Annotated in this window: 26 protein-coding genes and 1 pseudogene; 16 read left to right on the top strand and 11 right to left on the bottom strand. The window is 61.3% G+C overall.

Going from position 1 to position 22,453, the window contains the following annotated elements; translation table 11 throughout:
• Window positions 1-37 precede the first annotated feature (37 nt).
• Both C5J24_RS23780 and C5J24_RS23785 read right to left on the bottom strand, forming a co-directional pair.
• Entirely contained in the window at window positions 38-565 is a 528-nt protein-coding gene (locus C5J24_RS23780) for an RES family NAD+ phosphorylase (protein ID WP_105401675.1), read from the bottom strand.
• Window positions 562-951 (bottom strand): hypothetical protein, encoded by a 390-nt coding sequence (locus C5J24_RS23785; RefSeq protein ID WP_105401676.1) that lies wholly within the window; start codon window positions 949-951, stop codon window positions 562-564. The genes C5J24_RS23780 and C5J24_RS23785 overlap by 4 nt, the downstream gene beginning before the upstream one ends.
• Before the next feature lie 268 nt (window positions 952-1,219).
• On the opposite strand from C5J24_RS23785, the gene C5J24_RS23790 reads away from it, so the two are divergent.
• The 3 genes from C5J24_RS23790 (at window position 1,220) to C5J24_RS23800 (ending at window position 2,813) form a co-directional block, all read left to right on the top strand.
• Complete coding sequence (locus C5J24_RS23790) at window positions 1,220-1,639, top strand: hypothetical protein (protein ID WP_105401677.1); 420 nt, start codon at window positions 1,220-1,222, stop codon at window positions 1,637-1,639.
• A 161-nt stretch (window positions 1,640-1,800) separates the two neighbouring features.
• Window positions 1,801-2,301 carry an Rrf2 family transcriptional regulator gene (locus tag C5J24_RS23795; RefSeq protein WP_105401678.1) on the top strand — a complete coding sequence of 167 codons (501 nt, stop codon included), beginning with the start codon at window positions 1,801-1,803 and terminating at the stop codon, window positions 2,299-2,301.
• A gap of 47 nt (window positions 2,302-2,348) precedes the next feature.
• Window positions 2,349-2,813, top strand: a complete 465-nt coding sequence (locus C5J24_RS23800) for a carboxymuconolactone decarboxylase family protein (protein WP_105401679.1) — start codon at window positions 2,349-2,351, stop codon at window positions 2,811-2,813.
• A gap of 33 nt (window positions 2,814-2,846) precedes the next feature.
• Here the strand turns inward: C5J24_RS23800 and C5J24_RS23805 are convergent, their stop codons facing one another.
• From C5J24_RS23805 to C5J24_RS23820, 3 genes are all read right to left on the bottom strand, one after another.
• Window positions 2,847-3,488: a YitT family protein gene (locus C5J24_RS23805; protein WP_105401680.1), complete on the bottom strand. Its 642-nt coding sequence runs from the start codon at window positions 3,486-3,488 to the stop codon at window positions 2,847-2,849.
• Window positions 3,489-3,964: 476 nt separating this feature from the next.
• Window positions 3,965-4,297, bottom strand: a complete 333-nt coding sequence (locus C5J24_RS23815; RefSeq protein ID WP_105401869.1) for a hypothetical protein — start codon at window positions 4,295-4,297, stop codon at window positions 3,965-3,967.
• 200 nt (window positions 4,298-4,497) lie between these two features.
• Window positions 4,498-5,448 (bottom strand): class I SAM-dependent methyltransferase, encoded by a 951-nt coding sequence (locus C5J24_RS23820; RefSeq protein WP_105401682.1) that lies wholly within the window; start codon window positions 5,446-5,448, stop codon window positions 4,498-4,500.
• 128 nt (window positions 5,449-5,576) lie between these two features.
• Here C5J24_RS23820 and C5J24_RS23825 point away from each other — a divergent pair, with 128 nt between their 5' ends.
• Genes C5J24_RS23825 through C5J24_RS23835 form a run of 3 tightly spaced genes read left to right on the top strand, consistent with a single transcriptional unit; the run spans window position 5,577 to window position 7,695 of the window.
• Window positions 5,577-5,843, top strand: coding sequence for a DUF6460 domain-containing protein (locus C5J24_RS23825; protein WP_105401683.1), 267 nt, complete (start codon window positions 5,577-5,579; stop codon window positions 5,841-5,843).
• A 1-nt stretch (window position 5,844) separates the two neighbouring features.
• Window positions 5,845-6,333: a CAP domain-containing protein gene (locus C5J24_RS23830; RefSeq protein ID WP_105401684.1), complete on the top strand. Its 489-nt coding sequence runs from the start codon at window positions 5,845-5,847 to the stop codon at window positions 6,331-6,333.
• 3 nt (window positions 6,334-6,336) lie between these two features.
• Window positions 6,337-7,695, top strand: a complete 1,359-nt coding sequence (locus C5J24_RS23835; protein WP_105401685.1) for an MATE family efflux transporter — start codon at window positions 6,337-6,339, stop codon at window positions 7,693-7,695.
• On the opposite strand, the gene C5J24_RS23840 is transcribed toward C5J24_RS23835, so the two are convergent.
• Together C5J24_RS23840 and C5J24_RS23845 are read right to left on the bottom strand one after the other, a co-directional pair.
• Complete coding sequence (locus tag C5J24_RS23840) at window positions 7,671-8,762, bottom strand: quinone-dependent dihydroorotate dehydrogenase (RefSeq protein ID WP_105401686.1); 1,092 nt, start codon at window positions 8,760-8,762, stop codon at window positions 7,671-7,673. The two genes, C5J24_RS23835 and C5J24_RS23840, sit on opposite strands and share 25 nt — an antisense overlap.
• Window positions 8,759-9,109, bottom strand: coding sequence for a DUF952 domain-containing protein (locus C5J24_RS23845; RefSeq protein WP_105435395.1), 351 nt, complete (start codon window positions 9,107-9,109; stop codon window positions 8,759-8,761). Before C5J24_RS23845 ends, C5J24_RS23840 begins: the two co-directional genes overlap by 4 nt.
• Before the next feature lie 82 nt (window positions 9,110-9,191).
• Here C5J24_RS23845 and C5J24_RS23850 point away from each other — a divergent pair, with 82 nt between their 5' ends.
• From C5J24_RS23850 to C5J24_RS23860, 3 genes are all read left to right on the top strand, one after another.
• Window positions 9,192-9,611, top strand: a complete 420-nt coding sequence (locus C5J24_RS23850; protein WP_105401688.1) for a hypothetical protein — start codon at window positions 9,192-9,194, stop codon at window positions 9,609-9,611.
• Window positions 9,612-9,698: 87 nt separating this feature from the next.
• The gene (locus C5J24_RS23855; protein WP_105401689.1) at window positions 9,699-10,346 is read left to right on the top strand and encodes a response regulator transcription factor; all 648 of its coding nucleotides are present in this window, start codon (window positions 9,699-9,701) and stop codon (window positions 10,344-10,346) included.
• A gap of 220 nt (window positions 10,347-10,566) precedes the next feature.
• Window positions 10,567-11,232 carry a helix-turn-helix transcriptional regulator gene (locus C5J24_RS23860; protein WP_105401690.1) on the top strand — a complete coding sequence of 222 codons (666 nt, stop codon included), beginning with the start codon at window positions 10,567-10,569 and terminating at the stop codon, window positions 11,230-11,232.
• 33 nt (window positions 11,233-11,265) lie between these two features.
• Here C5J24_RS23860 and C5J24_RS23865 read toward each other — a convergent pair whose 3' ends face one another.
• Window positions 11,266-12,150, bottom strand: a complete 885-nt coding sequence (locus C5J24_RS23865) for a transporter substrate-binding domain-containing protein (protein WP_105401691.1) — start codon at window positions 12,148-12,150, stop codon at window positions 11,266-11,268.
• A gap of 1,055 nt (window positions 12,151-13,205) precedes the next feature.
• Here C5J24_RS23865 and C5J24_RS23875 point away from each other — a divergent pair.
• The 5 genes from C5J24_RS23875 to C5J24_RS23890 all read left to right on the top strand — a co-directional run bounded on the left by C5J24_RS23875 (window position 13,206) and on the right by C5J24_RS23890 (window position 16,768).
• Window positions 13,206-13,490 (top strand): helix-turn-helix domain-containing protein, encoded by a 285-nt coding sequence (locus tag C5J24_RS23875; RefSeq protein WP_172724130.1) that lies wholly within the window; start codon window positions 13,206-13,208, stop codon window positions 13,488-13,490.
• Window positions 13,480-14,802 carry a type II toxin-antitoxin system HipA family toxin gene (locus tag C5J24_RS23880; protein ID WP_105401694.1) on the top strand — a complete coding sequence of 441 codons (1,323 nt, stop codon included), beginning with the start codon at window positions 13,480-13,482 and terminating at the stop codon, window positions 14,800-14,802. The genes C5J24_RS23875 and C5J24_RS23880 overlap by 11 nt, the downstream gene beginning before the upstream one ends.
• A gap of 259 nt (window positions 14,803-15,061) precedes the next feature.
• The gene (locus C5J24_RS32050; protein WP_172724121.1) at window positions 15,062-15,298 is read left to right on the top strand and encodes a hypothetical protein; all 237 of its coding nucleotides are present in this window, start codon (window positions 15,062-15,064) and stop codon (window positions 15,296-15,298) included.
• Window positions 15,299-15,310: 12 nt separating this feature from the next.
• Complete coding sequence (locus tag C5J24_RS23885) at window positions 15,311-15,592, top strand: hypothetical protein (protein WP_245441137.1); 282 nt, start codon at window positions 15,311-15,313, stop codon at window positions 15,590-15,592.
• A 333-nt stretch (window positions 15,593-15,925) separates the two neighbouring features.
• Entirely contained in the window at window positions 15,926-16,768 is an 843-nt protein-coding gene (locus C5J24_RS23890) for a DMT family transporter (protein ID WP_105401695.1), read from the top strand.
• Window positions 16,769-16,962: 194 nt separating this feature from the next.
• On the opposite strand, the gene repC is transcribed toward C5J24_RS23890, so the two are convergent.
• From repC to repA, 3 genes are all read right to left on the bottom strand, one after another.
• Window positions 16,963-18,237, bottom strand: a complete 1,275-nt coding sequence (repC, locus tag C5J24_RS23895) for a plasmid replication protein RepC (RefSeq protein WP_105401696.1) — start codon at window positions 18,235-18,237, stop codon at window positions 16,963-16,965.
• Between the two features lie 153 nt (window positions 18,238-18,390).
• Window positions 18,391-19,398, bottom strand: coding sequence for a plasmid partitioning protein RepB (repB, locus tag C5J24_RS23900; RefSeq protein ID WP_105401697.1), 1,008 nt, complete (start codon window positions 19,396-19,398; stop codon window positions 18,391-18,393).
• A gap of 4 nt (window positions 19,399-19,402) precedes the next feature.
• The gene (repA, locus tag C5J24_RS23905) at window positions 19,403-20,596 is read right to left on the bottom strand and encodes a plasmid partitioning protein RepA (protein WP_105401698.1); all 1,194 of its coding nucleotides are present in this window, start codon (window positions 20,594-20,596) and stop codon (window positions 19,403-19,405) included.
• Window positions 20,597-20,941: 345 nt separating this feature from the next.
• Here repA and C5J24_RS23910 point away from each other — a divergent pair, with 345 nt between their 5' ends.
• Together C5J24_RS23910 and C5J24_RS23915 are read left to right on the top strand one after the other, a co-directional pair.
• Entirely contained in the window at window positions 20,942-21,238 is a 297-nt protein-coding gene (locus C5J24_RS23910) for an Imm53 family immunity protein (protein ID WP_105401699.1), read from the top strand.
• A gap of 50 nt (window positions 21,239-21,288) precedes the next feature.
• Window positions 21,289-22,023 (top strand): annotated as a pseudogene (locus tag C5J24_RS23915) (IS5 family transposase).
• Window positions 22,024-22,453: the final 430 nt, after the last annotated feature.

Raw genomic sequence — 22,453 nt, forward strand, 5'->3', positions numbered from 1 at the left:
AGCTGATCTCCGCGACAAGTCAACTTGAGGGATGTGGCTAGTGCGGCCAAGAAGATTGGTCACGCGGCAATCGGTTGTCTGGATCGTAAACGCATACTTCATCGCCTGTAACGAGGTTCGCTGGAAAAATCACAAGATTGGTTCCGCCAGCATGTCGTAGGGACGGAAAAAGAAGCCCGCGATAGCTGGCCGAGATTACCTCATCGGCCAACTTCCAAGACGGAGGCACCTTCTTATCAATGCGGGCGATCTTTCGCCATGCGCAGTCCCACTGTGCCCAAGCGACGTCCCAATGAAGCGGATCGAAGCCTTCCGACAGGTCGGCGACCTCGCCAAGCGTGATCTTGTACGCGGCAAGCGTAGCCGGCGGTGTGATGCTCGCGCCCTGTCGATATTCCTCGAGCGCGGTCTGGGGTCCCACGGAAAGATAGAGAGCCTCCACGCCGGGGCGATTGAAGCGGCCACCATCAATGGCAGCGCCGGCTCCGCTGGTCGGAAGAAATGCCCATTTCGGTGTCAGGTAGCGATGAAAGACCGCGTCCGGGCCAATGCCGGTGATCTTCACCCGCGCGCTCCATTCTCCAGATCTCGGATATAGGCTAGCACAGCCTCGATCTCACCATCGGCAACAAGCTCTGCCGCTGTGCGATAACCATAGTCGGCAATCGGTTCGTTTCGATACCAATAGATTGCCTTTTGAAGATCGCCGCTTAGCTCGGCTGCCGCCGAGATTGCCTTGATCACTTCCCGCATCCTGCCCTGCAGGCGCTCGGAGGACGGATTACGCAAGGTGTTGCGGTGAACGCCGGTCAACTCCGCGAGGTTCGCCACCTTGACGCCGAGCGCCTTCGACAGGCGCGACGGCGAAATATAAGGTGTCCGCGGCTCCTGAAGGCTATCGACAAACCCCGAAACGACTGCGTAAGGAGATGCTACCTGAGCCTGTGCCATTTCTAATCTCCGCTCACTTCAAAGCACAATATATGCACATTTTCACGCACATCAAGTTTCTTTGACAAGTAGAGCCTTTTCCTCGACGAATATTACAGCCACTCGCTCAGGGCCTGCGCGTCGAAACGGAGCTTGCGCTTTCGAGCGCAAGCCCTCGGCTGCCTGGCGCCAGCAGCGGGTCACTCAACTGCGACCATTTTAGTAGTAGCCGGTATAGTCGGGACCAAGATCGAAAGCCCTGGCCAGCTCCTCGAGAACGACGAGAACAATGGAAAGCAACATCTTCGGGCGCTCCAGACTTAAAGCCGTCGTTGCTACTTTTCCCATCGTGAAAGGGGTTGTTCCGTACGGTCTGGCAAAAGCCGATGACCTGCCAAAGCTCAGATGTGCCATCAGGAAAGGCCACTGGTCTAAAAGCCAGCGATCTATCGTCGCCGACGATCTGCTTTTTCGGGTTCGCCGCGATCAAAGCCGCAGCCGCTTCACATATTTTATTTTCTCCTTCCCATCGCTCTCGAAGTTGTCGCCATCCAGCCTCAGCGGGCGGACCAGGCTCCGTTCTCTTGAGGTAGCTGTTGGACTTAAGCGCATATTCAAAACGCGCGAAAAAGTAGAGAAAGTCAAAGGCGAGAGACTCCAGATCCTGACCAACGTCGTTTCTTCGCATATGCCCACCCACCGTTCCTAGAGAACTGTAATGCCGACGCCCAGGGAACTCATGGACGCCGCTTTTTAATCCATCAAATGCGGCACCGGAGATAATGCACGCCCCTTCTCCGGTTTTGGAATCAGGCTTGACTTACGCGTCCATATCGTGGATAAGTTTTATCCACGATATGGAGATGAGCGATGAAACTCGGCGACGGTGTCGAACAGGCGATCCACAGCATCAGCATGATGTCCAGCCTCACCGAAGGCGGGGTCCTGTCGGCCGCGGCGCTGGCGGAATTCCACGGGGTTTCGACCAGCTACCTGCTGAAACATCTCCAGGCGCTTTCGGGCGCCAGGCTGGTGGAAACGGTGTCGGGTCCGAAAGGCGGATACCGGCTCGCGAAGAAGCCGGCGGAGATCACGCTTCTCGATATCGTGCTTGCCGTCGAAGGACCGGCGCCGGCCTTCCGCTGCGCCGAGATCCGCCAACGCGGGCCGAACCCGCTGCCGGGACGGTATTTCACCAAACCCTGCGGCATCAACGCCGCGATGCTGAAGGCTGAAAAGGCCTATCGCGCCGAACTCGCCAAGGTGACGATCGCCGACATCCTGGCCGACCTCAACGCAACCGACGACGGCGGCATCGCCGCGCGCGGCTGCGCCTTTTTGGAACTCAACGAACGCAGAACCGCCCGCTAAGGGCCATAGGCACGCCGAAGGCGGCCAAAACCCCAAGGAGAAGACCCATGCATCAGCGTCTCAACATGCTCAAGGCCGCCCCGGAAGCCGTCAAGGCCGTCACGGCGCTCGAAAACTACGTGCAGGCTTCCGGTCTGGAGCGCCGCTTCATCCACCTCATCAAGCTGCGCGCCTCGCAGATCAACGGCTGCGCCTATTGCGTTGACATGCATGTGAAGGAATCACGGCATGACGGCCTTTCGGAACAGTGGATCAACATGATGTGCGTCTGGTGGGAATCGCCGGTCTATGACGACAAGGAACGCGCCCTGCTCGGCTGGGTCGATGCCGTGACCCGCATCGCCGATACCGGCATTCCGGATGCCGCCTTCGACGCGCTGAAGGCGCATTTCACGGAGGAAGAGATCGTCAAGATCACCGTCGCTCTCGGCGTCATCAACACCTGGAACCGACTGGCCGTCGGCTTCCGCAACCAGCACCCGATCGACAAGCCGGCCAGCAAGGCCGCCTGATCGGGGGCCGCCTGACGAAAGCTCCCGCCTCAATCACCGCGCGACGATATACCGGTCGGAGCGGTGATTGATGGCCAGCACGAGATTGAGCACGATGGCGCCCAGCACCGACCATGCGACGGTGATGGGCGAAACGACGGCAAAGGCGCAGAGCATGACGCAGAGATCGAAGGCGAGCTGGATGAGGCCCGCCTGGATGCCGAAGCGCTCCTGGATATAGATCGCCAGGATGCCGACCCCGCCGAGCGACGCGCGGTGGCGATAAAGTCCGAGCAGGCCGTAACCGAGCACCAGGCCGCCGAGCAGGGCTGCCCAGAACGGGTGCAGGTACTGGATCAGGAAGAAATGGCTCTCCAGTTCGGTGATCACCGAGACCAGCGCGATGGCGATGAAGGTCTTCAGCGAGAAGGCAAGGCCGAGCCGCTTGAACGACAGGTAATAGAACGGCAGGTTGACGATGAAGAACAGCAGGCCGAACGAAATCCCGAACGCATAATGCAGCAGGAAGGCGACCCCCGCCGTGCCGCCGGTCAGAAGGCCGACCTCGTTCAGGAAATAGAAGCCGAGCGCCGACACCATGGCGCCGATGAAGAGGCCTTGCCCATCTTCCAGCAACGTGTGTTGTGCCGGATCGGCGCTGTAAAATCCGAGACCGCGCCTCTGCTGCTCAGCCAATTTGAACCCCTCAGGTTTTCGGTGATATTGCACTGCAATAAAACTGTCGGCAAGGATCTTCAAGTGTACATCGGCGGGCGCGGAAAAAAGCAGGAATCGGCGGGTTCAGCCCAGCCACTTACCTGGACGTGGAATCCCGCGAATATATGCTGAGAACATCGACTCTGTGGAAGCCCGTCCCTTTAGATCAAGGCTTCCACGAACTGCCAATTGAGGCGGCTTCATCGATGCCATCCGGCAGGTCAGTAACCTTCTGGCGTCTTCAGGTCTTCTACCAGGATTGCTGGGGTGGAGAGTTGTTGTCGATAAAATCTTTGACCTCGGAGTCCTCGGGGCAGGAGATATCGCTTGTTAGTTCATCGTAGACGGCATCGACGATGACAATCCTCATGTCCAGTGCAAGCGGAAGATCAAGCCGATCAGCCATCCAGGGCTGTTGATCGGACCCGCATCTGGCGGGACGATCGTGCACCTCTTCATTCCATTCTCCAGAGCTTGGCGAAGGTGGCAGCTTGATTTTCGATCTCGTGTGCCGGGGGAAGCGGCATCGGAAGGTCAGCATCCCCTAGCGCGACCAGCAGGTCCGCATAGTCTCTTAGCCCAAGGCGGCGGACGACCTCGCGCCGAGAGAGCAAGCCCTTGGAATAGGCCAGCAGTGGGTCCTGGTCGGAAATTTCCTTCTCCGGCTCGGTGATTACCTCAAAATGCTCACGGACAATGGCCGTCATGGTTGTCCGGTTTTGTGCTGCGTACGCTCTTACCCTGGCGACCAGTTCATCTGGCAGATTCATGGTCGTGTTCTTCAACATGCCGCAATCCTCCATCCTCTTCACATATAAATGTGAGATGCATGCGGCCAACAAGAATTTCCTTGGGAGAGAAGGGCCGCATGCAGTATGGGGCCTATGAAAAAACTCGGTATCGGGAATGCTGCTTGAGCGGCTGCAATCCTATGGGTTACTTCTGCCCCATCATTTAAGATTCCACATTTGAGTTCGTGGCTGGGCGTTCAGCCGCGCTTTTTCGACAGAAACAGAACGCCGTGCACAGGTTTTCCGGCATCCATGCGAATGACGGTGTTTTCCACGCAGAGCAGATCGAAGCCGAAGCGGGAAAGCAGCGCGCGGATATAAGCTTGCGAATGGGCGTAACGCAGAGAATCCCGCAGCACGAAACCAGCCCCCCGGCCCTCGTCCTCGCCCGCATCCTCGGCCGAGAACGCGAAGACACCGGCCGGCGCCAGCAGTTCCAGGACCAGCGGGAAGACGGTTTCGAGCGAGCCCAGATACATCAGCACGTCGGCCGCCGAGACCAGATCGGCACGGTGGACCGTCAGGTCGCCGAACAGGCCGGAATCGTCCGATGCAAGGCTGAGGTCCGACTGGCCGAGATGGTCGTAAAGACCCTTGGCCTGCGCCTTCGCCAGCATGTTGGTCGACAGGTCGAACCCTTCGAGGCGCGCGGTCCTGGTTCGGATTTCGGCACCGAACAGGCCGGTGCCGCAGCCGAGATCGACCGTATTGCGGAAAGGTCCGTGCGGCGCGACCAGCGTCGCCAGCTTGCCGGGCACGGAGTAGCCGAGCTTCTCCACCAGAGCAGTATCGAACCGGTCGGCATAGTCGTCGAACAGGCCTTCGACATAACGGCTCGGCGGCCGGTCCGGCGTCTGCTCGGCGCCGATCAGCGCGAGTTTCAGGCGGGCGCCAAACACATCGTCCGGCCGCAGTACTAGCGCTTGGCGATAGGCATCCGCGGCCGTGCCGAGACCGGCCTTGCCGCGATACTCGCCGAGCCGGAACCAGCCGGCCGCCCAGCCGGGTGCCAGTTCGAGCGCCTGTTCGATCAGCTCCGCCGCAGCCGCGAAATCTCCGCCCTCCGCCAGCATGCGGGCGTAATCGGCGCGGCGATCGGCGGTGGCATCGCCCGAGGAGAATTGACTGGAAAACGGGCTGGGCGGCATGGATGATCCTCCGAGGTGGAGGTTCTTTGCCGAAGCCACAAAAAAACTCAAGTTCTATCTGAGGGGAAACGCTTGCGGCGGCAACGGCTGCCGATTATCTCTCATGGGAAATTCGGAGAAGGACAAGGATGGCGGACGGGGTCAACAAGTTCCTGGGCGATACGCCAGGTCGCACGATCATCAAGCTGATCGTGGTGTGCCTGGTGGTGGGTTTCGTGCTGGCATTCTTCGGCTTCACGCCGGACAATATCGTCGACACGATCCGCTACTGGTTCCTGGACCTCTGGTATAACGGTTTCCGGGCGCTCGGCCGGGTCGGCAATTATCTCGTGCTCGGCGCGATCATCGTCATCCCGATCTTCGTCATCCTGCGCCTGATGAGCTACCGCCGCTGACATGACTTCACTGATCAAACCTTCCCGGCGGGACCTCCTCGTCTTTTCCGGCCTGGCGCTGGTGCTTGCCGGCTGCTCCACCACATCAGTCCTGACCCCGACTGCCGGCGCCGAGGACGAGACCCAGGCAGCCCTTCCGATGGTCAACAAGTTGCGGCAGAGCCGCGGCCTGTCCGCGCTCGCGCTCGACATGCCGGCGCGCAAGGCGGCGGCCCGCCAGGCGGTTCGCATGGCGAAAGCCAACCAAATGAAGCACCTGATCGGCTTCGGCGACAGCTTTGGCGCCCGGATGAAGAGCAGCGACGTGGCGCTGCCGGCGGCCGAAAACATCGCCAGCGGCCAGGATACGGTCGCAGCTGCCGTGCAGGCCTGGATCGATTCGCCCAAACATCTCGAAAACATGCTCGGCTCCTACCGCGGCCTCGGGGTTGCCATGGCGCGAACCTCTGCCGGCGCCCAACCCTATTGGGCCATGGTCCTTTCCGGCTGACCCATGGAGAGCGGGGGGCGTAACCAGGAGACCGGGGTGGCCAGGCCGTTCGACGTGACGCACCGGCTGGTGCTTGGCATCGCCATCCCGATGACGCTCGGCTTCCTGACGACGCCGCTGCTCGGTCTCACCGATACCGCGGTGGTCGGGCAATTGGGCCAGGCAGAGTCACTCGCGGGTCTGGCGATCGGCGCCATCCTCTTCGATCTCATCTATGGCAGCCTCAGCTTTTTCCGCACCTCGACCACTGGGCTGGTGGCGCAGGCCTTCGGCCGCGGCGACCGCCGGGAACAGCAGGCGGTGTTCTGGCGAGCCTTCTTGAGCGCGCTCGGCCTTGGGGTAATCATGCTGGCGTTCTCGCCACTGATCCTTCGATACGCGCCGGACCTGATGACCAGCGATCCGGCCGTGGCCGACGTGACGCGCCACTATTTCGGCATCCGGGTGCTGACGAGCCCGGCAACCTTCGCCAATTTCGCCATCCTCGGCTTCGTGCTCGGGCGCGGCCAGGGCATGCTCGGGCTGACGCTGCAGATCATCCTCAACGGCACCAATATCGTGCTCGCCATCCTGTTCGGCCTGGTGCTCGGCTGGGGTGTGGCGGGTGTCGCCTGGGCGACCGCGGCAGCGGAAGTGACCGCCGTGGTGATCGGCCTCGTCATCGTCAGCCGGCAATTTTCCGCCGCCGACCGGCCAACGCGCGCAGACATTTTCGACGCTACCAAGCTGCGCCAGCTCTTCCAGCTCAACGCCGACATCCTGATCCGCTCGCTGATATTGAACGGCGCGTTTGCGGTACTGACCCGCGTCGGGTCGAGCTTCGGGGCGGTGACGCTGGCGGCCAACGCGGTGCTGATGAACATCTTCATGCTCTCGGCCTTCTTCCTCGACGGGCTCGCGGGTGCCGCCGAACAGCTCGCCGGCCGGGCGGTGGGCGCGCAGTACCGGCCGTCCTTCGATCGGGCGCTGAAGCTGACCGGCCTCTGGTCCTTCGTGATGGCCGGCGTCGTCGGACTTTTCTTCATCGGCTTCGGCCAGCCGATCATCCAGCTTCTCACCACGTCGGAAGCGGTGCGGCAGGAAGCCTATGTCTATCTCGGCTGGGCGGCGGTGACGGGGCTGACCGGCGCGCTCGCCTTCCAGATGGACGGCGTGTTCATCGGCGCCACCTGGTCGCGCGAGATGCGCAACATGATGCTCGTCTCATTTGCGGGCTATTGCGTCAGCCTCGCCGTGCTCGTGCCGATGATGGGCAATCACGGGCTCTGGCTGTCGCTCAACCTGTTCCTGTTGATGCGCGGCTTCTTCCTGGCGGCCATGGTGCCGCGCAAGGCGCGTCAGAGCTTTGTCCCGGCCCATTGATCGAGGCGGGCATCCCGCAGCTCGCGGATCGAGGAGACCTTCTCCCGGTCGACAAGGCCCGAAAGCCCCTTTACGATCGTCGCCGGCAGGCCGGGGCCTTCATAGACCATGCAGGAATAGAGCTGCACGAGGTCGGCACCGGCGCGGATCTTTTCCAGCGCATCCGCCGCACTCGAGACGCCGCCGACGCCGATGACGGCGAGGTCCGGGCCGACGCGCTTGCGTACTTTTGCAAGGACTGCCGTCGAGCGCTTGAAGAGCGGGGCGCCGGAAAGACCGCCCGCTTCCTTCGCCTGGGCCTGGTCCTTCAATCCATCTCGGGCGAGCGTCGTGTTGGAGACGATCAGCCCGTCGAGCGGATGCGCGGTCGCCTCGGCCGCGATATCGTCCAGGCCCTCCTCCGTCAGATCGGGTGCGATCTTCAGGAAGACCGGAACGGTCCGGCCATGGCGCAGCGCCTCTTCGGCGCGGGTGGCCAGAATGGCGTCGAGCAGCGCCTTCAGGCTGTCGCGCGCCTGAAGATCGCGCAGGCCCGGCGTATTGGGCGAGGAGATGTTGACGGTGAAATAGGTGGCGAGCGCATAAAATTTTCGGATGCCGGCGACGTAGTCGGCAACCCGGTCGGCCGCATCCTTGTTGGCGCCGATATTGACGCCGACGATGCCTGGCGCATTGCGCCGTGCGGTCAGGCGCGTGAACGCCGCCTCATGGCCCTCGTTGTTGAAGCCGAGCCGATTGATGACGCCGCGGTCCTCCACCAGGCGGAAGATGCGCGGCTTGTCGTTACCCGTCTGGGCCTTCGGCGTCACCGTGCCGATCTCGGTAAAACCGAAGCCGAGCTTCAGCATCGCATCCGGCACCTCGGCATTCTTGTCATAACCGGCCGCAAGCCCGATCGGGTTCGGAAACCGAATGCCGGCGACCGTCTGGGCAAGCCGCGGATCGAGGGCCAGGCGGCAGGCGGGCACGAGGCCGGTTTTGAGGGCAGCGATCGACAGCCCGTGCGCAGTTTCCGGATCGAAAACGAAAAGGCTGCGCGAGGCAAACCCGGCAAAGGGGCCGATCATGGCATTTTCTCCGGAAAGGCATGCAGGCCATCGACGCCGATCAGCAGCGGCATTTCCCAAAGGACGGCCGAAACAGGCAGGGTGCCGTAAAGATGCGGGAAAAGATCACCGCCGCGTGAGGCTTCGTATTTCAGCGCCTCGCCGAGACTGGGCGCATTGACCGCGACCAGCATCAGGCCGGCGACGCCGGCAAAGTGCAGCCTTGCGGTCTCCTTCGCCTGCGTACCGGTGGAAAAATGGATAAAGCCGTCCTTGAGGTCGATTTCGGCGCCTTCGAAGACACCTTTTTGCTTTGCCTGGCGCCAGAGCGTTTCCGGCACGATCTTGTACACTATATCCGTCATCATCAACTCTCGGGGACCTGCTATTCTCCGACCGTTTGCCGCAAAGCCCGGCGCTTGTCCACCGTTACAGCAGGAGGACCACAACATGAAAACGCTCGCATTGGTGACTTGCGTACTGCTCTTGCCGCTGGCCGCCACGGCGCAACAAGCGCCGACGAACCGTTTCCAGCTTCAACGCACCGAGACCGGCATCGTCCGGCTCGATACCGAAACCGGCGCGATGACGCTCTGCCGCGACGAGAACGGCACGCTCGCCTGCCGCATGCAGCCCGACGAGAGGGCAGCCTACGAACAGGAGCTCGACCGGCTGGCCAAACGGGTCACCGCGCTCGAGGAGCGGCTGAGCAACATTCCGCCGGACGCCTTGCCGAAAGCGCTGCCGAGCGATGCGGAAGTCGATCGCTCGCTGTCGATCATGGAGAAGTTCATGCGGCGCTTCATGGCGATCGTCGGCGAGTTCGTGGACGAACGAGAAGCCGATAAACCACAACCCAATCGTACGTGATCTCCCGCACTTGTTTCGGGTCTGCGAGAGGTTTACAACTTTCTAAGATTCATTGGCACGACTATGCTCTTGGGAGGGGGCGTGGACATGCAGACACTCACGATCATCATAGCAGACGACCATCCGCTGTTTCGCGGCGCGCTCAGCCATTCCGTGCGCGGCATTGGAGAAGAACTCGTGATCATCGAGGCCGGCGATTTCGAGGCGGCGCGGCGTGCGGCCGAAGACAATCCCGATGCCGACCTGATGCTGCTCGATCTCGCCATGCCGGGCGTCAGCGGCTTTTCGGGACTGATGTCGCTGCGCGCCGAATTTTCCGGCCTGCCGATCGTCATCGTTTCGGCCAGCGACGATTGCGCCACCATCCGCAGGGCGCTGGAACTCGGCGCTTCCGGCTTCATCTCGAAATCCTCCGGGCTCGACGATATCCGTGCCGGCATCCAGACGGTGCTGGAAGGCGACATCTGGGCGCCGAAAGACTACCTCGCCGGACCGGAAGAAGATTCGGGCCTCACCGAGATCATTGAACGGCTGAAGACGCTGACGCCGCAGCAGAACCGGGTGCTCTCCATGCTCGGCGAGGGACTGCTCAACAAACAGATCGCCTATGAACTCGGCGTCTCCGAGGCGACCATCAAGGCGCATGTCTCGGCAATCCTGCTCAAGCTCAATGTCGACAGCCGCACCCAGGCGGTGATCAAGCTCGGCAAGATCAACATGGCGCTGGTGGCCTGACACGGTTGCGACTGGAACAGGATTTTATTCCTTTCGTCCCTTTACGCGAGGCTGAGGTTCCGTTAAAATTCGGGGTGCGCGCGAGCCGGCAGCCCGCTGGAGCGAGGCGTTCAAGGAACCGGTCGACAAAAGTCTGATCGGTAGGGTTCTGATCGAGAGGTTCGCAGAGCGCTGGATTGTCCGGCCTTGTCTCGCGCACCGGTCACGGGTACGGACGACGATGCTGTCACATGATACGATCTGGAGCGCGATAGATACTCTCGCCCAACGCCACCAGCTGACGCCTTCCGGGCTGGCGCGACGCGCCGGTCTCGATCCCACCTCGTTCAACAAGTCGAAACGGCTCGGGCCGGACGGACGGTTGCGCTGGCCGTCGACGGAATCGATTGCCAAGGTGCTCGAGGCGACGGGCGCCACGATCGACCAGTTCATGAGCTACCTGCCCGCCGTTCCCGGCCGCTCCTCGATCCCGGAAGGCAATTTCCCGCCGCAGAACGGCTCCATCCCGCTGCTCGGTTTTGCGCAGGCCGGCGCCGGCGGCTTTTTCGACGATGGCGGGTTTCCGGCCGGCCAGGGCTGGGACGTGGTGGAGTTTCCGGTCGATCCGTCCCGCAAGGCCGGCGTCTATGCGCTGGAAGTCCAGGGCGAATCGATGATGCCGCTTTATCGCGACGGCGACGTGCTGATCGTCGAGCCGGGCGCGCAGGTGCGCCGTGGCGACCGTGTGGTCCTCAAGACCAAGGAGGGCGAGGTGATGGCAAAAGTGCTCGCTCGTCAGAGCGCCCGGACTGTGGAGCTGCTCTCCCTCAATCCGGAACATCCGAACCGCAGCTTCGACCTTTCCGAGGTGGAATGGATAGCCCGCATCATCTGGGCCAGCCAATAAGCGAGGGAGTAGGAAACTGCTCCTACCCGGCCATCAATAAAGCCCGTTCGGAAAATAGCGCAGGTAGATATCCTGCAGCCGGCCGTTGCGCGACAGGACGCTGAGCGCCTGATCGAAGGCGGCGACCAGGAGTGGGTCGTCCTTGCCGAGCATGATCGACAGGCCTTCACCGAGGAATTTCTCCGAGAGATAGGGGCCGTCGAAGAGGGCGCAGCATTTCGCCGACCCTTCGCCCGCCACCCAGAAGGGCAGTCTCAGGCCATCGGAAAAGGCGGCATCCACCTTGCCCGTCTTCAGGGCTTCCAGCACCGCCTCGTAATTGTCGAACGGTACGGCGGCGATCTTCGGAAAAAACGCCTTCAGCATCAGCTCATGGGCGGTACCCCTGACGACACCGACCGGTTTGCCGGAAAGCGCTGCCGCCGTATCGCCGTCGATCCTGGCCTTCAGGTTGCGGGCGAAACGCGCCGGCACGCCGAGATAAGGCCGCGAGAAGGCAAACCGCTGGCGCCGCTCCGGCGTCACGGCCATGCCGGCCATGACCGCTTCGCCGGCGCCACCCTCCAGGGCCTTTTCCAGTTCGTCGAAGGGCAGCGCCTGGATCTGGCACTTCGCCTCGATCTTCAGCTCGGCGCAGATTTCGCGGGCAAGGTCGACATTGAAGCCGGCAAGCCTGCCTGTCTGGTCGGCGAAGTTGAACGGCGGGAAATCGACGCTCGTCAGGATGCGGACCCGGATCACGGTGGAAAGATCGGGGCGGGCGAGCCGCTCCTTGGCATCGAACATCAGGGGCAGCGGGCTGCTGCCTTCGGCAGCCCGAGCCGGGACCGCGGCGGCAGCAATTCCTCCGGTCAGAAGGCAAAGCCGCAGAAGACGGAAGAACCCCTTGATTTTCGGGGATGCAATCATGGGATGCATCTCTATGATCCAGATCGGGACAGGTTGGGGCGCTCGCCTGCGGGCGGTGTAGCAGAGACATGCGCTTGAGGGAATATCCGCCAGCAGCGCTGCCGGTGCAAGATGATGCGCGGAACAATTCGGCGCCGTCCGGAAACCCGTCGGCCGACGACGGCAGCGCTGCCGGCGATCCGGAATTCCTCGCGCTGTCGGCGCTCGGCTTCTCCAAGCCACTGCTTTCGACGCTGACCGACAGGGCGCGGCGCAACGGAACCAGCATCGAGAGCGAACTGCTTCACAGCGGCCAGGTCGACGAGCGGCCTATTGCGGTGCCATGGCGCGTTACCTTCGCCTGCCCTTCATCCCAGCGATCGATCCGGCTCGGTCGCCGACATGCCGGGCTTGGAAACCAGTTGCCACGCCCGAACCGGGTCAGGATCAACCATCGCCGCCAGGCGCCCACGTGGCGGGCGTACCCGAGGCGAGAAGGCTTGCGGACCGGAAGGCGGCACTGCTTGCAATGCCGCTGCTCGGACAGGACCTTGCGATCGCCATTCCATCTTGGGCACCCCGGGCCGTCTCGAGATCAGGCGCGACGCGACGCGTCCGCGAGACGATCAACGGGCTGTTCGAGCGTTTCCTGAGTTCTCGGCCCGCGTGGTACTCTCAAGCTCCCAGGTTTTCCGCCGGGCTCGGATTGGCCGCCCTCCCCACTGCGCTGATCGGGACGCTGCTTTTTCTGCACATTGTTCTGCTGATCTATTTCGCGTTCGCCGCCGTCAACCGGCAGCAGTTCGCACGCCCGTGCCTCCTCCGCCGGGTCGTCCGAAGCCTGACGGACCGCGCTCACGCCGATCAGCCTTTACCGAGGAACCCGGCTACGGATTGCCGAAATTATGACCACGAACGAGCCTCAAGACCAATCTATTGAAGGAAATTTGACTTGGTCCCTTACTCACGGCACAATGCCTAAAATTATGTACATAAGCGCGAGCTGTGTCCATTTGAATGAACAAAGGTAACTAACCTTGCCCCGCAAGAGAAGCTATTCGCGAGTGACGCGCCAAGCCCTCACCATGCTTGGAAAGCTGATCCGCATCGGCCGGGCCGAGCGCGGCCTGACGGCGCAGGAATTGGCCGACCGAGCCGGCATCAGTCGGACAACCCTGTCCAGTATCGAAAAAGGCGCGCCAGGCCCCGAGATCGGTATCGTCTTCGAGGTCGCCTCACTCGTCGGCCTGCGTCTGTTCGAATCTGACGAGCGCATGTTGCAGGTTCACAGTTCCCGCGTCGACGAAAAGCTGACGCTGCTTCCCAAGAGCGTCCGCCACGCCGTGAAGGAGGTTGATGATGATTTCTAGGGCGAGCGCCACGGAAGCCTTTGTCTGGATTTGGCTCCCCCAGGCAACGGAACCGGTTGTGGCAGGGCGCCTCGTACAGGATCGCGAGCGCCTGCTCTTTGCCTACGGCGCCAGCTACCGGAGCCGAAAGAGCGCCATTCCTATCTATGACCCCGAACTTCCCCTTCGGGAGGGCGTAATCAGGCCCATCAACGGATTGCCGATGGCGAGCTGTATTCGCGATGCCTCGCCCGATGCCTGGGGCCGCCGCGTCATCATCAATAGGCTGACCGGCAAGACGCCCGACGCCGTCGGCGTGCCGGAGCTCAGCGAGTTGACCTTCCTGCTCCAGTCAGGCTCCGACCGGATTGGCGCCCTCGATTTTCAGGCATCGGCAACAGAATATGTCCCCCGCCTTGCCGCGCAAGCCTCTCTCGACGAACTCATGGAAGCGGCCGAACTGATCGAAAAGGGAGTGCCGCTTCCCCCGGCGCTCGACCAGGCTATCAATCACGGCACCTCGATCGGCGGCGCGCGCCCCAAGGCGCTTATCGACGACGGCACCACGAAGTTCATCGCTAAATTCTCGGCAAACAACGATACCTACAGCGTCGTGAAGGCTGAATTCATCGCGATGAAGCTGGCATGCGCCGGCGGGCTCAACGCGGCATCCGTGTCGATAACCCGTGCCGCGCATAAGGACGTGCTGCTGATCGAGCGCTTTGACCGCGGGCGTACAAAGGACGGGTGGACGCGGCAGGCCATGGTCTCGGCGCTGACGATGCTTGGCCTTGATGAGATGATGGCCCGTTACGCTTCTTATGAGGACCTGGCGGAACTGATCCGTCATCGCTTCACGGCCCCCAAGGATACACTCAAGGAGCTCTACGGGCGGATTTGCTTCAACGTGCTGTGCGGCAACACCGACGACCATGCCCGCAACCATGCCGCGTTCTGGGATGGTAAGATGATGACACTGACGCCCGCCTATGACATCTGCCCGCAAAACCGTACCGGCACTGAAGCCACACAGGCCATGCTGATTAAAGGCGACCGACGCGCCAGCACGCTGGCAACCTGCCTTGCGGCCGCGCCGGATTACCACCTGAAAGAGGCGGAAGCCGCCGCGCTGATCGAACACCAGATCATGGCCATAGCCAAACAGTGGCAACCCGTCTGCGAGGAAGCCAGGCTGAGCCCTGTCGACCGCATGCTGTTCGCCGGACGTCAGTTTCTCAATAGCTATGCCCTGGAGGGGCTCGATGGCCACAAGGCACTGCACGATGCATTTGCTGCCGCCCGGAATGCACTGATCGCAAGTGGAGACGCCTAAAGAGGTGAGCACCGCAGCGGCTCAGAAGACGCGCTTAGGGCGGGCATTTCTCAGCTCAATAGACCACGCATCATGGGCTGCTGAGCAGAACACATCAGGGATCAACTTCCAACGGTCGTTCGGGACAAACGACCACTTGGCCCGGAAATGCGTACTCACAACGAGATCCTGCGCCAAATCTGACGGGTGTGCTGCGATCCGATCGGCGCCCTTCAAGAGTGCGTCCCCGTTAGGCACCGATCCAGGCGCCAGCACGAGATTGTCGGCTAGGTCCGCTGTAGCTTACGGCTTCACTGAGGAGCGCTCCAACTCGAAGCGGATCGGCGTGCCACTCTACTGGATGATGAACTCTCCGGCGACGTGGCGGGCGGAGGATCGAGATGCGGTCGAAAACCTCTCCTGGAACAAGACGCCGCATCAGCCGACCGGCAAAACAAGCGGATCCTCAGTCACGCGTGGCATGCCGGAACATTTCCGCTCCCTGGGCGTCAGGTAGGAGGCTCTGACAATGGAGGAGATAATGCACACCTACTACCGTTATGACGGCGGCGCACCCGCACCCGCGCCCGGCGCCCTTATCATCAGGTTCTACCACTCCGGCGACGAGATCCGCGGCTTTGTCCGCAAGATCGCCGAACCCTCCGAAGACGACGCGATTTTTCCGGGAGAGGAAATGGAACCGGAAGCCGCCTTCCGGACGGCCGAGAACAGGAACCGCGGACCGGACAAGCCGCCGATCTTCGTCGAGCTTTCGGAAGGGTTCAATGGGACCCAGCCTGGGGCAGATTGATGTGATGTCGGGGCTTGAGACCTAGACCCGGCCTCATGCCGTTCCTTGCGCAGAAAGCGGGTTGCGCGCTTGTCACTTCTTCATGCCCACGTGAGCCGGGGTAACCATCGCGCCGATCCGCCCGCTCCCGCTGGTTAATGCTTGGGCGTTGTCAGGGAGACGCTGATGCTTCGAATTGGACTATTCACAACGACAGACCTTCCGTCGTATCTACCCCGGCCAGGACAAGCCGCCCCGGTGCATGGCCGAGCCCGGTTGTGATCCTCGTGCTGCGCGGCGGGATGAAAGACAGACGTGGAAAATAAGCAGTCAAATATCAGGGCGGCCGCATGGATGATGACATCCATCGCATTGCTCCTGCTCATGGCCGTCTCGGGTCGTGCCGTAACCCGCGAGATCGACGTTTTTCAGGTGATGGAGATGCGCTCCGTCATCGCCTTTTTCATGCTGCTGCCGCTTGTCCATCGCGAAGGCGGCATTAAGGCGATGCGAACCGGCATTCTGCCGAGCCACATAGGCCGCAACGTTGCCCACTACGTTGGCCAGTTCGCCTGGCTGATGGGCCTTACACTGATCCCGTTGGCGCAGGTCATCGCCATCGAGTTCACCGCCCCAATCTGGGCAGCTCTGATGGCCGCGGCGTTTCTCGGGGAACGGCTGACCTGGCGTAAAAGCGTGGCGATCCTGTTCGGTCTGGTCGGCGTGGCGCTGATCGTGCGCCCGGGCGCGGCAGCGCTCAACCCGGGTCACCTCATCGTGCTCGGAGCAGCCTTCGTATTCGCCATATCCTTCATCACCACGAAGGCCCTGACACGTTCCGACAGCGCAACGAAGATCATTTTCTGGATGCTCGTCATTCAATCGGTGATCGGAATAGTACCGGCGCTGAACGTTTGGGTCTGGCCGTCTGCAGCAATATGGCCGTGGATTTTCCTGATCGCGTTTACAGGTACATTCGCTCATTATTGCATGGCGAGAGCATTGTTTCATGCCGACGCAACGGTGGTGATGCCGATGGACTATCTGCGTGTGCCGTTGTCGGCCCTCCTTGGTTACCTCCTGTATGCCGAGGCGATCGACAGCTTTACCGCGATTGGCGCAGGACTGATCCTCGCAGGCAATCTTTTCAACCTGCGCCGACCCCATGCCAACCGGATACAGGCCACTCCGTCCTGATGGTCGTCCGCAAAACCTGCCCTATTCCGCGTCCCGGTGGTTCTCCTTGAGCAAATCCCTTGCTGACGCCCGGGTCATCGGGGCCATCCATTTGGGCGGTTTCATTCATTTATGCAGTAGATAACCGCACACCCCGTCGACCGAAAAAACATGCCGATTCTGCATCTCCGCGGCCCCGAGCGCTTTCCCCACGCTCAGCCCGCGAGGCGACGACCGTGAACGCCTGCCCGCGCAAGGGCCATCAGCATCGGGCCGACAGCGAACTCGCCTCTTTCGGTACGGCGGGTGAGATCGCACAGATAGCCGCCGGCCGAGTTGATGTGCCCTCCCCTCTCGAGAATGCAGGCAATGACGGTTGCGGCATTTTCCCTCCCCATCGCCACACACGCTTGCTCATAGGCGGTAGGGCTGACCCCCAGCATGGTACGGACAACGACCGCCGCCGCCATCAGGTCGCGCCAGTTGTCGATTCTCCCGCCTGGCCCGTAGTCTGCGATCTGCGGGCAGGCCTGGAGCACGAGCCCAAGTGGGAAGGATTGCAGAGATCCTCTGGCGACACCGTCGTTGCGGGACCCCCTTTCGCTGCTTTGGTTAGCTCCAACGCGTCCGCTCAACGGCTTGGGTTCGTTCGGCAAGGGTGCGACACGCGTGATCTCCAAGCGGGGTTCAGATTCAAAATGGTAGTTAAGATTAGAATTCTGTTTGTGGCGCTCAATCTGAGACTCCCTGCCGTCGATTTTTTGCGTTTTTACCCGGATTTCCAGGAGGTTGATGATCTCCGAGCGCAACATTTCCATCTCGTCCAGAATGGGAGCGAGGGTTTTGATGGTGGCGACACGCGGAATCCGCCCGACCAGCGCTCGGAACATGTCGAGGATCGTCGCCCAATCCCCGGGAACAGCTTCGTCGAAGGCTGCGGCAATCAGCTTGGCGACATCACGCCGGCAGACGGTGAGCCGGTCGCGGGTGATCCGCAACAGTTCTCGATCGGCGACCACCTGGGCGGCCAGGCTCTCGATCTCGGTGGCACGTGCCAGAAGCGGTGCGAGGCTGAAGCCGAACGCCTCGCGGATCTCTCCAGCCCTACTGCGACGGGCGTAACGTTTCCCGTTCGGGCTATCCTTGCGCAGGATGAGACCGGCCTCGATGAGAATGGCAAGATGTCGCCTGAGGGTCGCAGCCGTCATTCCACGGGCGCGGAGGGAGAGCTGGGCGTTGGAAGGGAAGACGACGAGGCCCCTCGCCTCAGTAATCTCGTCATCCGGATAGAAGGTCAACAGCGCATCAAGCACGGTTAGGGCGCGATCGGTCACGCCCAGCAACGGCCGTGCTTCGCAGACGGCTCTGAACAGTTTCCATTTGTTACGGGTGAATCCGGGTTCAATTGTCTCGGCAAGTTGCTGATTTACCAACATGCCAAGCGACATCGCCCGCCGCCCAAAGGGCGTCGTCACATACCTATTCTCCATCTGCCTTCACTTTCGCTAAGGCAAAAGAAATCCGCACGCCCAAACGGCGCCTAAACTCTTGACAGTGATTCGAGGAAATGCGATTCTTGATTTGCTAAGATCTGAGAAGGGCTTCCACGACCATGTCGCTTGGGGGCCTTTTTCTTTTGCGGTTTACGCTCCTTTATTCTGCTGGAATTCTGCAAAGAGGCCCTGGAGTCTCTCCTGCACGAATTGGTCGAACCCGGGCGCGGCCTTGTTATCGAAAACAAAGGTTGCGCTCGATGCGTTCTTCTTGAACTGGACCGGAACTCCGGAAATTTGCGGGTTGACGACGGGGGCCTCGGTTACGGCCGGCCTTCTGACGGCCAGCGCCAGCGCCAGCGCCCGGTGAAACCGCTCGTCACTTGATAGCGGCCGCGAGTTGTCCGCGGACAACTCGGCCAGAATCAGATCAGGCTCCACACTCTCAAGGCGCTCACCCAATTCCAGCCAGCGTCTGCGGCCGATCTCCGGTGCCACGCCGATGGCGGTGATCAAGGCGATCGGCACCTGCCGCGTCACGATCAGCATCTTGGAGAGCGCGGCTTTATCCACACCCAGCGCCGCCATGATGATGTCGCGCGTAAAGCCCCGTTGCTCGAGGCGCAAAGCGAAAAGCGCCCGCTCGATATAGGAGAGGTTGGTTCGGGCGCTGTTTTCCTGCCCTTGGCTGACCACCAGCTGATCATCGGTGAGTTCGCGGACAACGGCCCGTACACGGATACCAAGTTTCTTGACCGCAGCCAGCCGGCGATGGCCGTAGGCGACCTGATAGCGGCCTTTCGTCTGCGGGTGGGGCCTCACCAGGATGGGCACCTGCTGGCCATGCTCGCGGATCTGCTCCACCAGCTCGTTCAGCTGAACGGCGTCGATTTCCAGTCGGTCTTCGACGAAGGACGCATCGATAAGGCCAGGATCGATCTCGACGACCATCTGGCCCTGGGCCAGCTGCCGTTCAAGGTCGTTCGCCCGTTCGACCTTCTCGGTGATGTTGCCGAGGGTCTTGGTGATCCCGCCCACGGGGGCCGGATTGCGGGCCTGTGGCACAAAGCCGGCGATCGGGCGATTGTCCCTCAGGGCAGTGGGCTCGGGGCGCACCGCGGTGGACGAGGATATCTCGATGAGGTTTTTTCGTGCCATCTAATTACTTCCTTCCCCACGTGGATCGGATATGGGCCTCGATCTCTGCATTCACGAGATTGAGTGATTCCCAGGCGCGATCGTAGGTGCCGCGGACAAACAGCGACCTGTCCACTTCATAAAGCGTTTGCTTCGTCACCCCGGCATCGGCGATGGCGGTCGATTTCAGCATCGCATTCTGAAGCATGCGGTTGCCAAAGATGGCGCGCATGAAGCCCGTCATCTGGCTTTGCGGGCCGTCATTGGGTTCAAATCTGGTGACGAGATACCGCATCCAGTCGTAACTCGTCCGGCCCCCTGCCCTTTCGACCACGGACATGAGCTCGCTGGTCATGGTCAGGAACTGCGACATCGACATAACGTCGAGCATTTGCGGATGCACGGTGATCAACACGGACGTGGCAGCGCAGAGCGCCGACATTGTCAGGAACCCGAGCTGCGGCGGGCAATCGACGACCACGACATCGTAGAGGCTTTCGATTTCGGTCAGCGCCTCGCCGATCCGGGCGAAGAACATTGTCTCCGCGGTTCCGGATGCCATTGCCTTCGGGGTCTCATGCTCGAACTCCATGAGCTCAAGATTGCCAGGGATCAGGTGGAGATGGGGGGTATAGGTGGCGCGCACGATATCGGCAATCGGCCGCGGATCTTCATAGCGGATCGCGCCGTAGAGCGTCTCTGCCTCGCCGACGTCGAGTTCCGGCTGATGGCCGAACAGGGCCGAAAGAGAAGCCTGCGGGTCGAGATCGACGGCCAGAACGCGGTAGCCTCTCAAGGCCAGATATTGCGCCAGATGCGCGGCGGTGGTCGTCTTGCCCGAGCCGCCCTTGAAGTTCATCACCGACACGATCTGAAGCTTGTCGGTGCCCTTGCGGGCCGGGACGTATTTCGGCGTCCCGTTGCGTTCATCGAGAACCCGACGGATCCGATCCATATCGTCAGCACCATAAAGGCGCCGGCCATTGGCAAGGGGGTCCGGGCCGTGCCCCTCGGCTGCGACCTGCCTGAGATAACCCTCGCCGATGCCAATGAAACCCGCTGCCTCGGCAGGGGAAAAGACCCGCATCGTCTTTTGAGAAAGGGGTGGGAAGATTTTGGCCTGGTGCTGCTGGAGCTGATAGGACAGCTCCTGCGCGTCTGTTGCCAGAAGGGAAGGAAGATGCTCTTGATCGTCCTGGATAACGAGACTCGGCTGCATTTGATGTTTTCCCGGTTAACTGCGCAATTTCCACAAAAAGCGCTTTAACTGCGCAGTTACATTATGCTCCGATTCGTTACTGATTGACAAACGCTTAACCAAACCGTCGTGCTCTCCTGCTTTCCGCGTAAGTTGCACCCGTTGACGCGTCTTCTGGATTCATTTTTCGATGGTTATAGGCAGGTGGGTTTTGGATCAGGAGCTGAGTAGTCCGCGGACTACTCAGCTCCTCACCTCATCGATGAGGGGTATTCAAATCCGGTCCTGAACTGATCAAGGTGGACTGCACATCGGTAGGCGCGGTCAGTTCTTTCCAATCGGGCGCCTCACGGATGACCTGGCGCAATGGACGTTGTGGACTGGTTTGCGCGCTGGCACGAAGGGCAATGCGACGGAGATTGGGAGCACGGCGTCGGTGCTTCGATCGACACTCTTGATAATCCTGGCTGGTTGCTAAAGGTCGATCTCGCCGGCACGGACTGCGATGGCCGGATACTCGATCGGATCACTCAAAATTACGAGCATAAGCTGGACTGGTGGACGTGCTGGACGGAAGACAACGTGTTTTGTGGCGCTGGCGGCCCCCGTCAACTTCGGTCGCTTCTTGAGGCGTTTCGAGACTGGGCAACGAGCGTCCGCTAGGATGCCTGCAGGCATTTTGACGCCGCAGCAAATTCTGACCCGTATGCCGAATGAGGCGATATGATCCGGTCGACTTCGGGTGGCGCGCGACCGGCCGCTTCAGCCGAACAAGTCTGAAGGCGCTCCTCGCGTGAATGATCGTTGCGTGCTGAGCGGCACCTTCTGGGTTTTGCGATCACCTTCGGCGTCGCGTGGCCGAGCGTTTATGGCCACTCACCATTTGCTACAGCTGCTTCGTGGGATGAGGAAAGGCGAGTGTCTGGGATAGGAATGATGGGCGCCATCATCCGCAACCTCTGACGGCCGCATCCAGGTGACCGATAGGACGTCCGTCCGCGCTCACCAGCAGGCTGCCACGGCAAAGGGGATCGGGAGCATCGTCTCGTCGGCCCCGAGACGGGCTCGCATCCATGCGGTCGTCGAGGCACAACGGCTTTCGATCCGGCTCAAGCCTTACTCCTTGCCGAGCACACGATCGGCCTGTTGCCGACCAGCCGCGCGAGCACGTTGGTCGGGATGCGGTCGTTTGGCCGATAAAGCCCATGACGCGGATCGTATCGGCGCATCTCTGTGCAGCAGAGGTGCTTTGGCCACTGTCCACCCGGGTCCAGCCGGTGCTGGAAATTCCGCGTCAGCGCGGGCTAAACCGCGAGCGCAACCGGATCGAGCGCGTCTTTTCCAAACTGAAGCACGTCCGCCGCGTCGCCACTCGCTCCCACAGGCTTGACGAGAACGTCCTGGCAATGATCCAATTCGCCTCAATGCGGTTGCGGACGTGCGCTTGAGGCTGGGGATCGAAGGACGTCATCCTTGCCATTGGTAGTCCGCGGACAACTGAGAAATTATCCAAGAATCTTGGGTGTGCGATCGGTACGGGGGAGCGCGGATCCAGGGACTACCCTCGAGACCCTGTTCGGCAATCCAAACGTCCCGTTGATGATCGGGGAGGAGGCACCGGCGGCTGATATGGGTGCAACGACCTGGGGCTGAGAATGTCCCGTGGCAGGCCGGTGGTGCGGGGGACGTAGAGACTGCACGCCTCTACCTCTTCAACGAATGCAAACCCGACATGACGCCGCGAACACGTCAGGCTGCTGACCGTGTCGAGCTTCGAGCGAAACCGTCGCCGCGACAGGTGGCGCGGCGACGCGGTTCCCACCGGTCCGTGGGCTCTGAGAGAGAACCGTGAGAGCGACGGCCATTTGGTCGAGCCTG

The sequence above is a fragment of the Neorhizobium sp. T25_27 genome, from assembly GCF_002968565.1.
Lineage (GTDB): Bacteria > Pseudomonadota > Alphaproteobacteria > Rhizobiales > Rhizobiaceae > Neorhizobium > Neorhizobium tomejilense.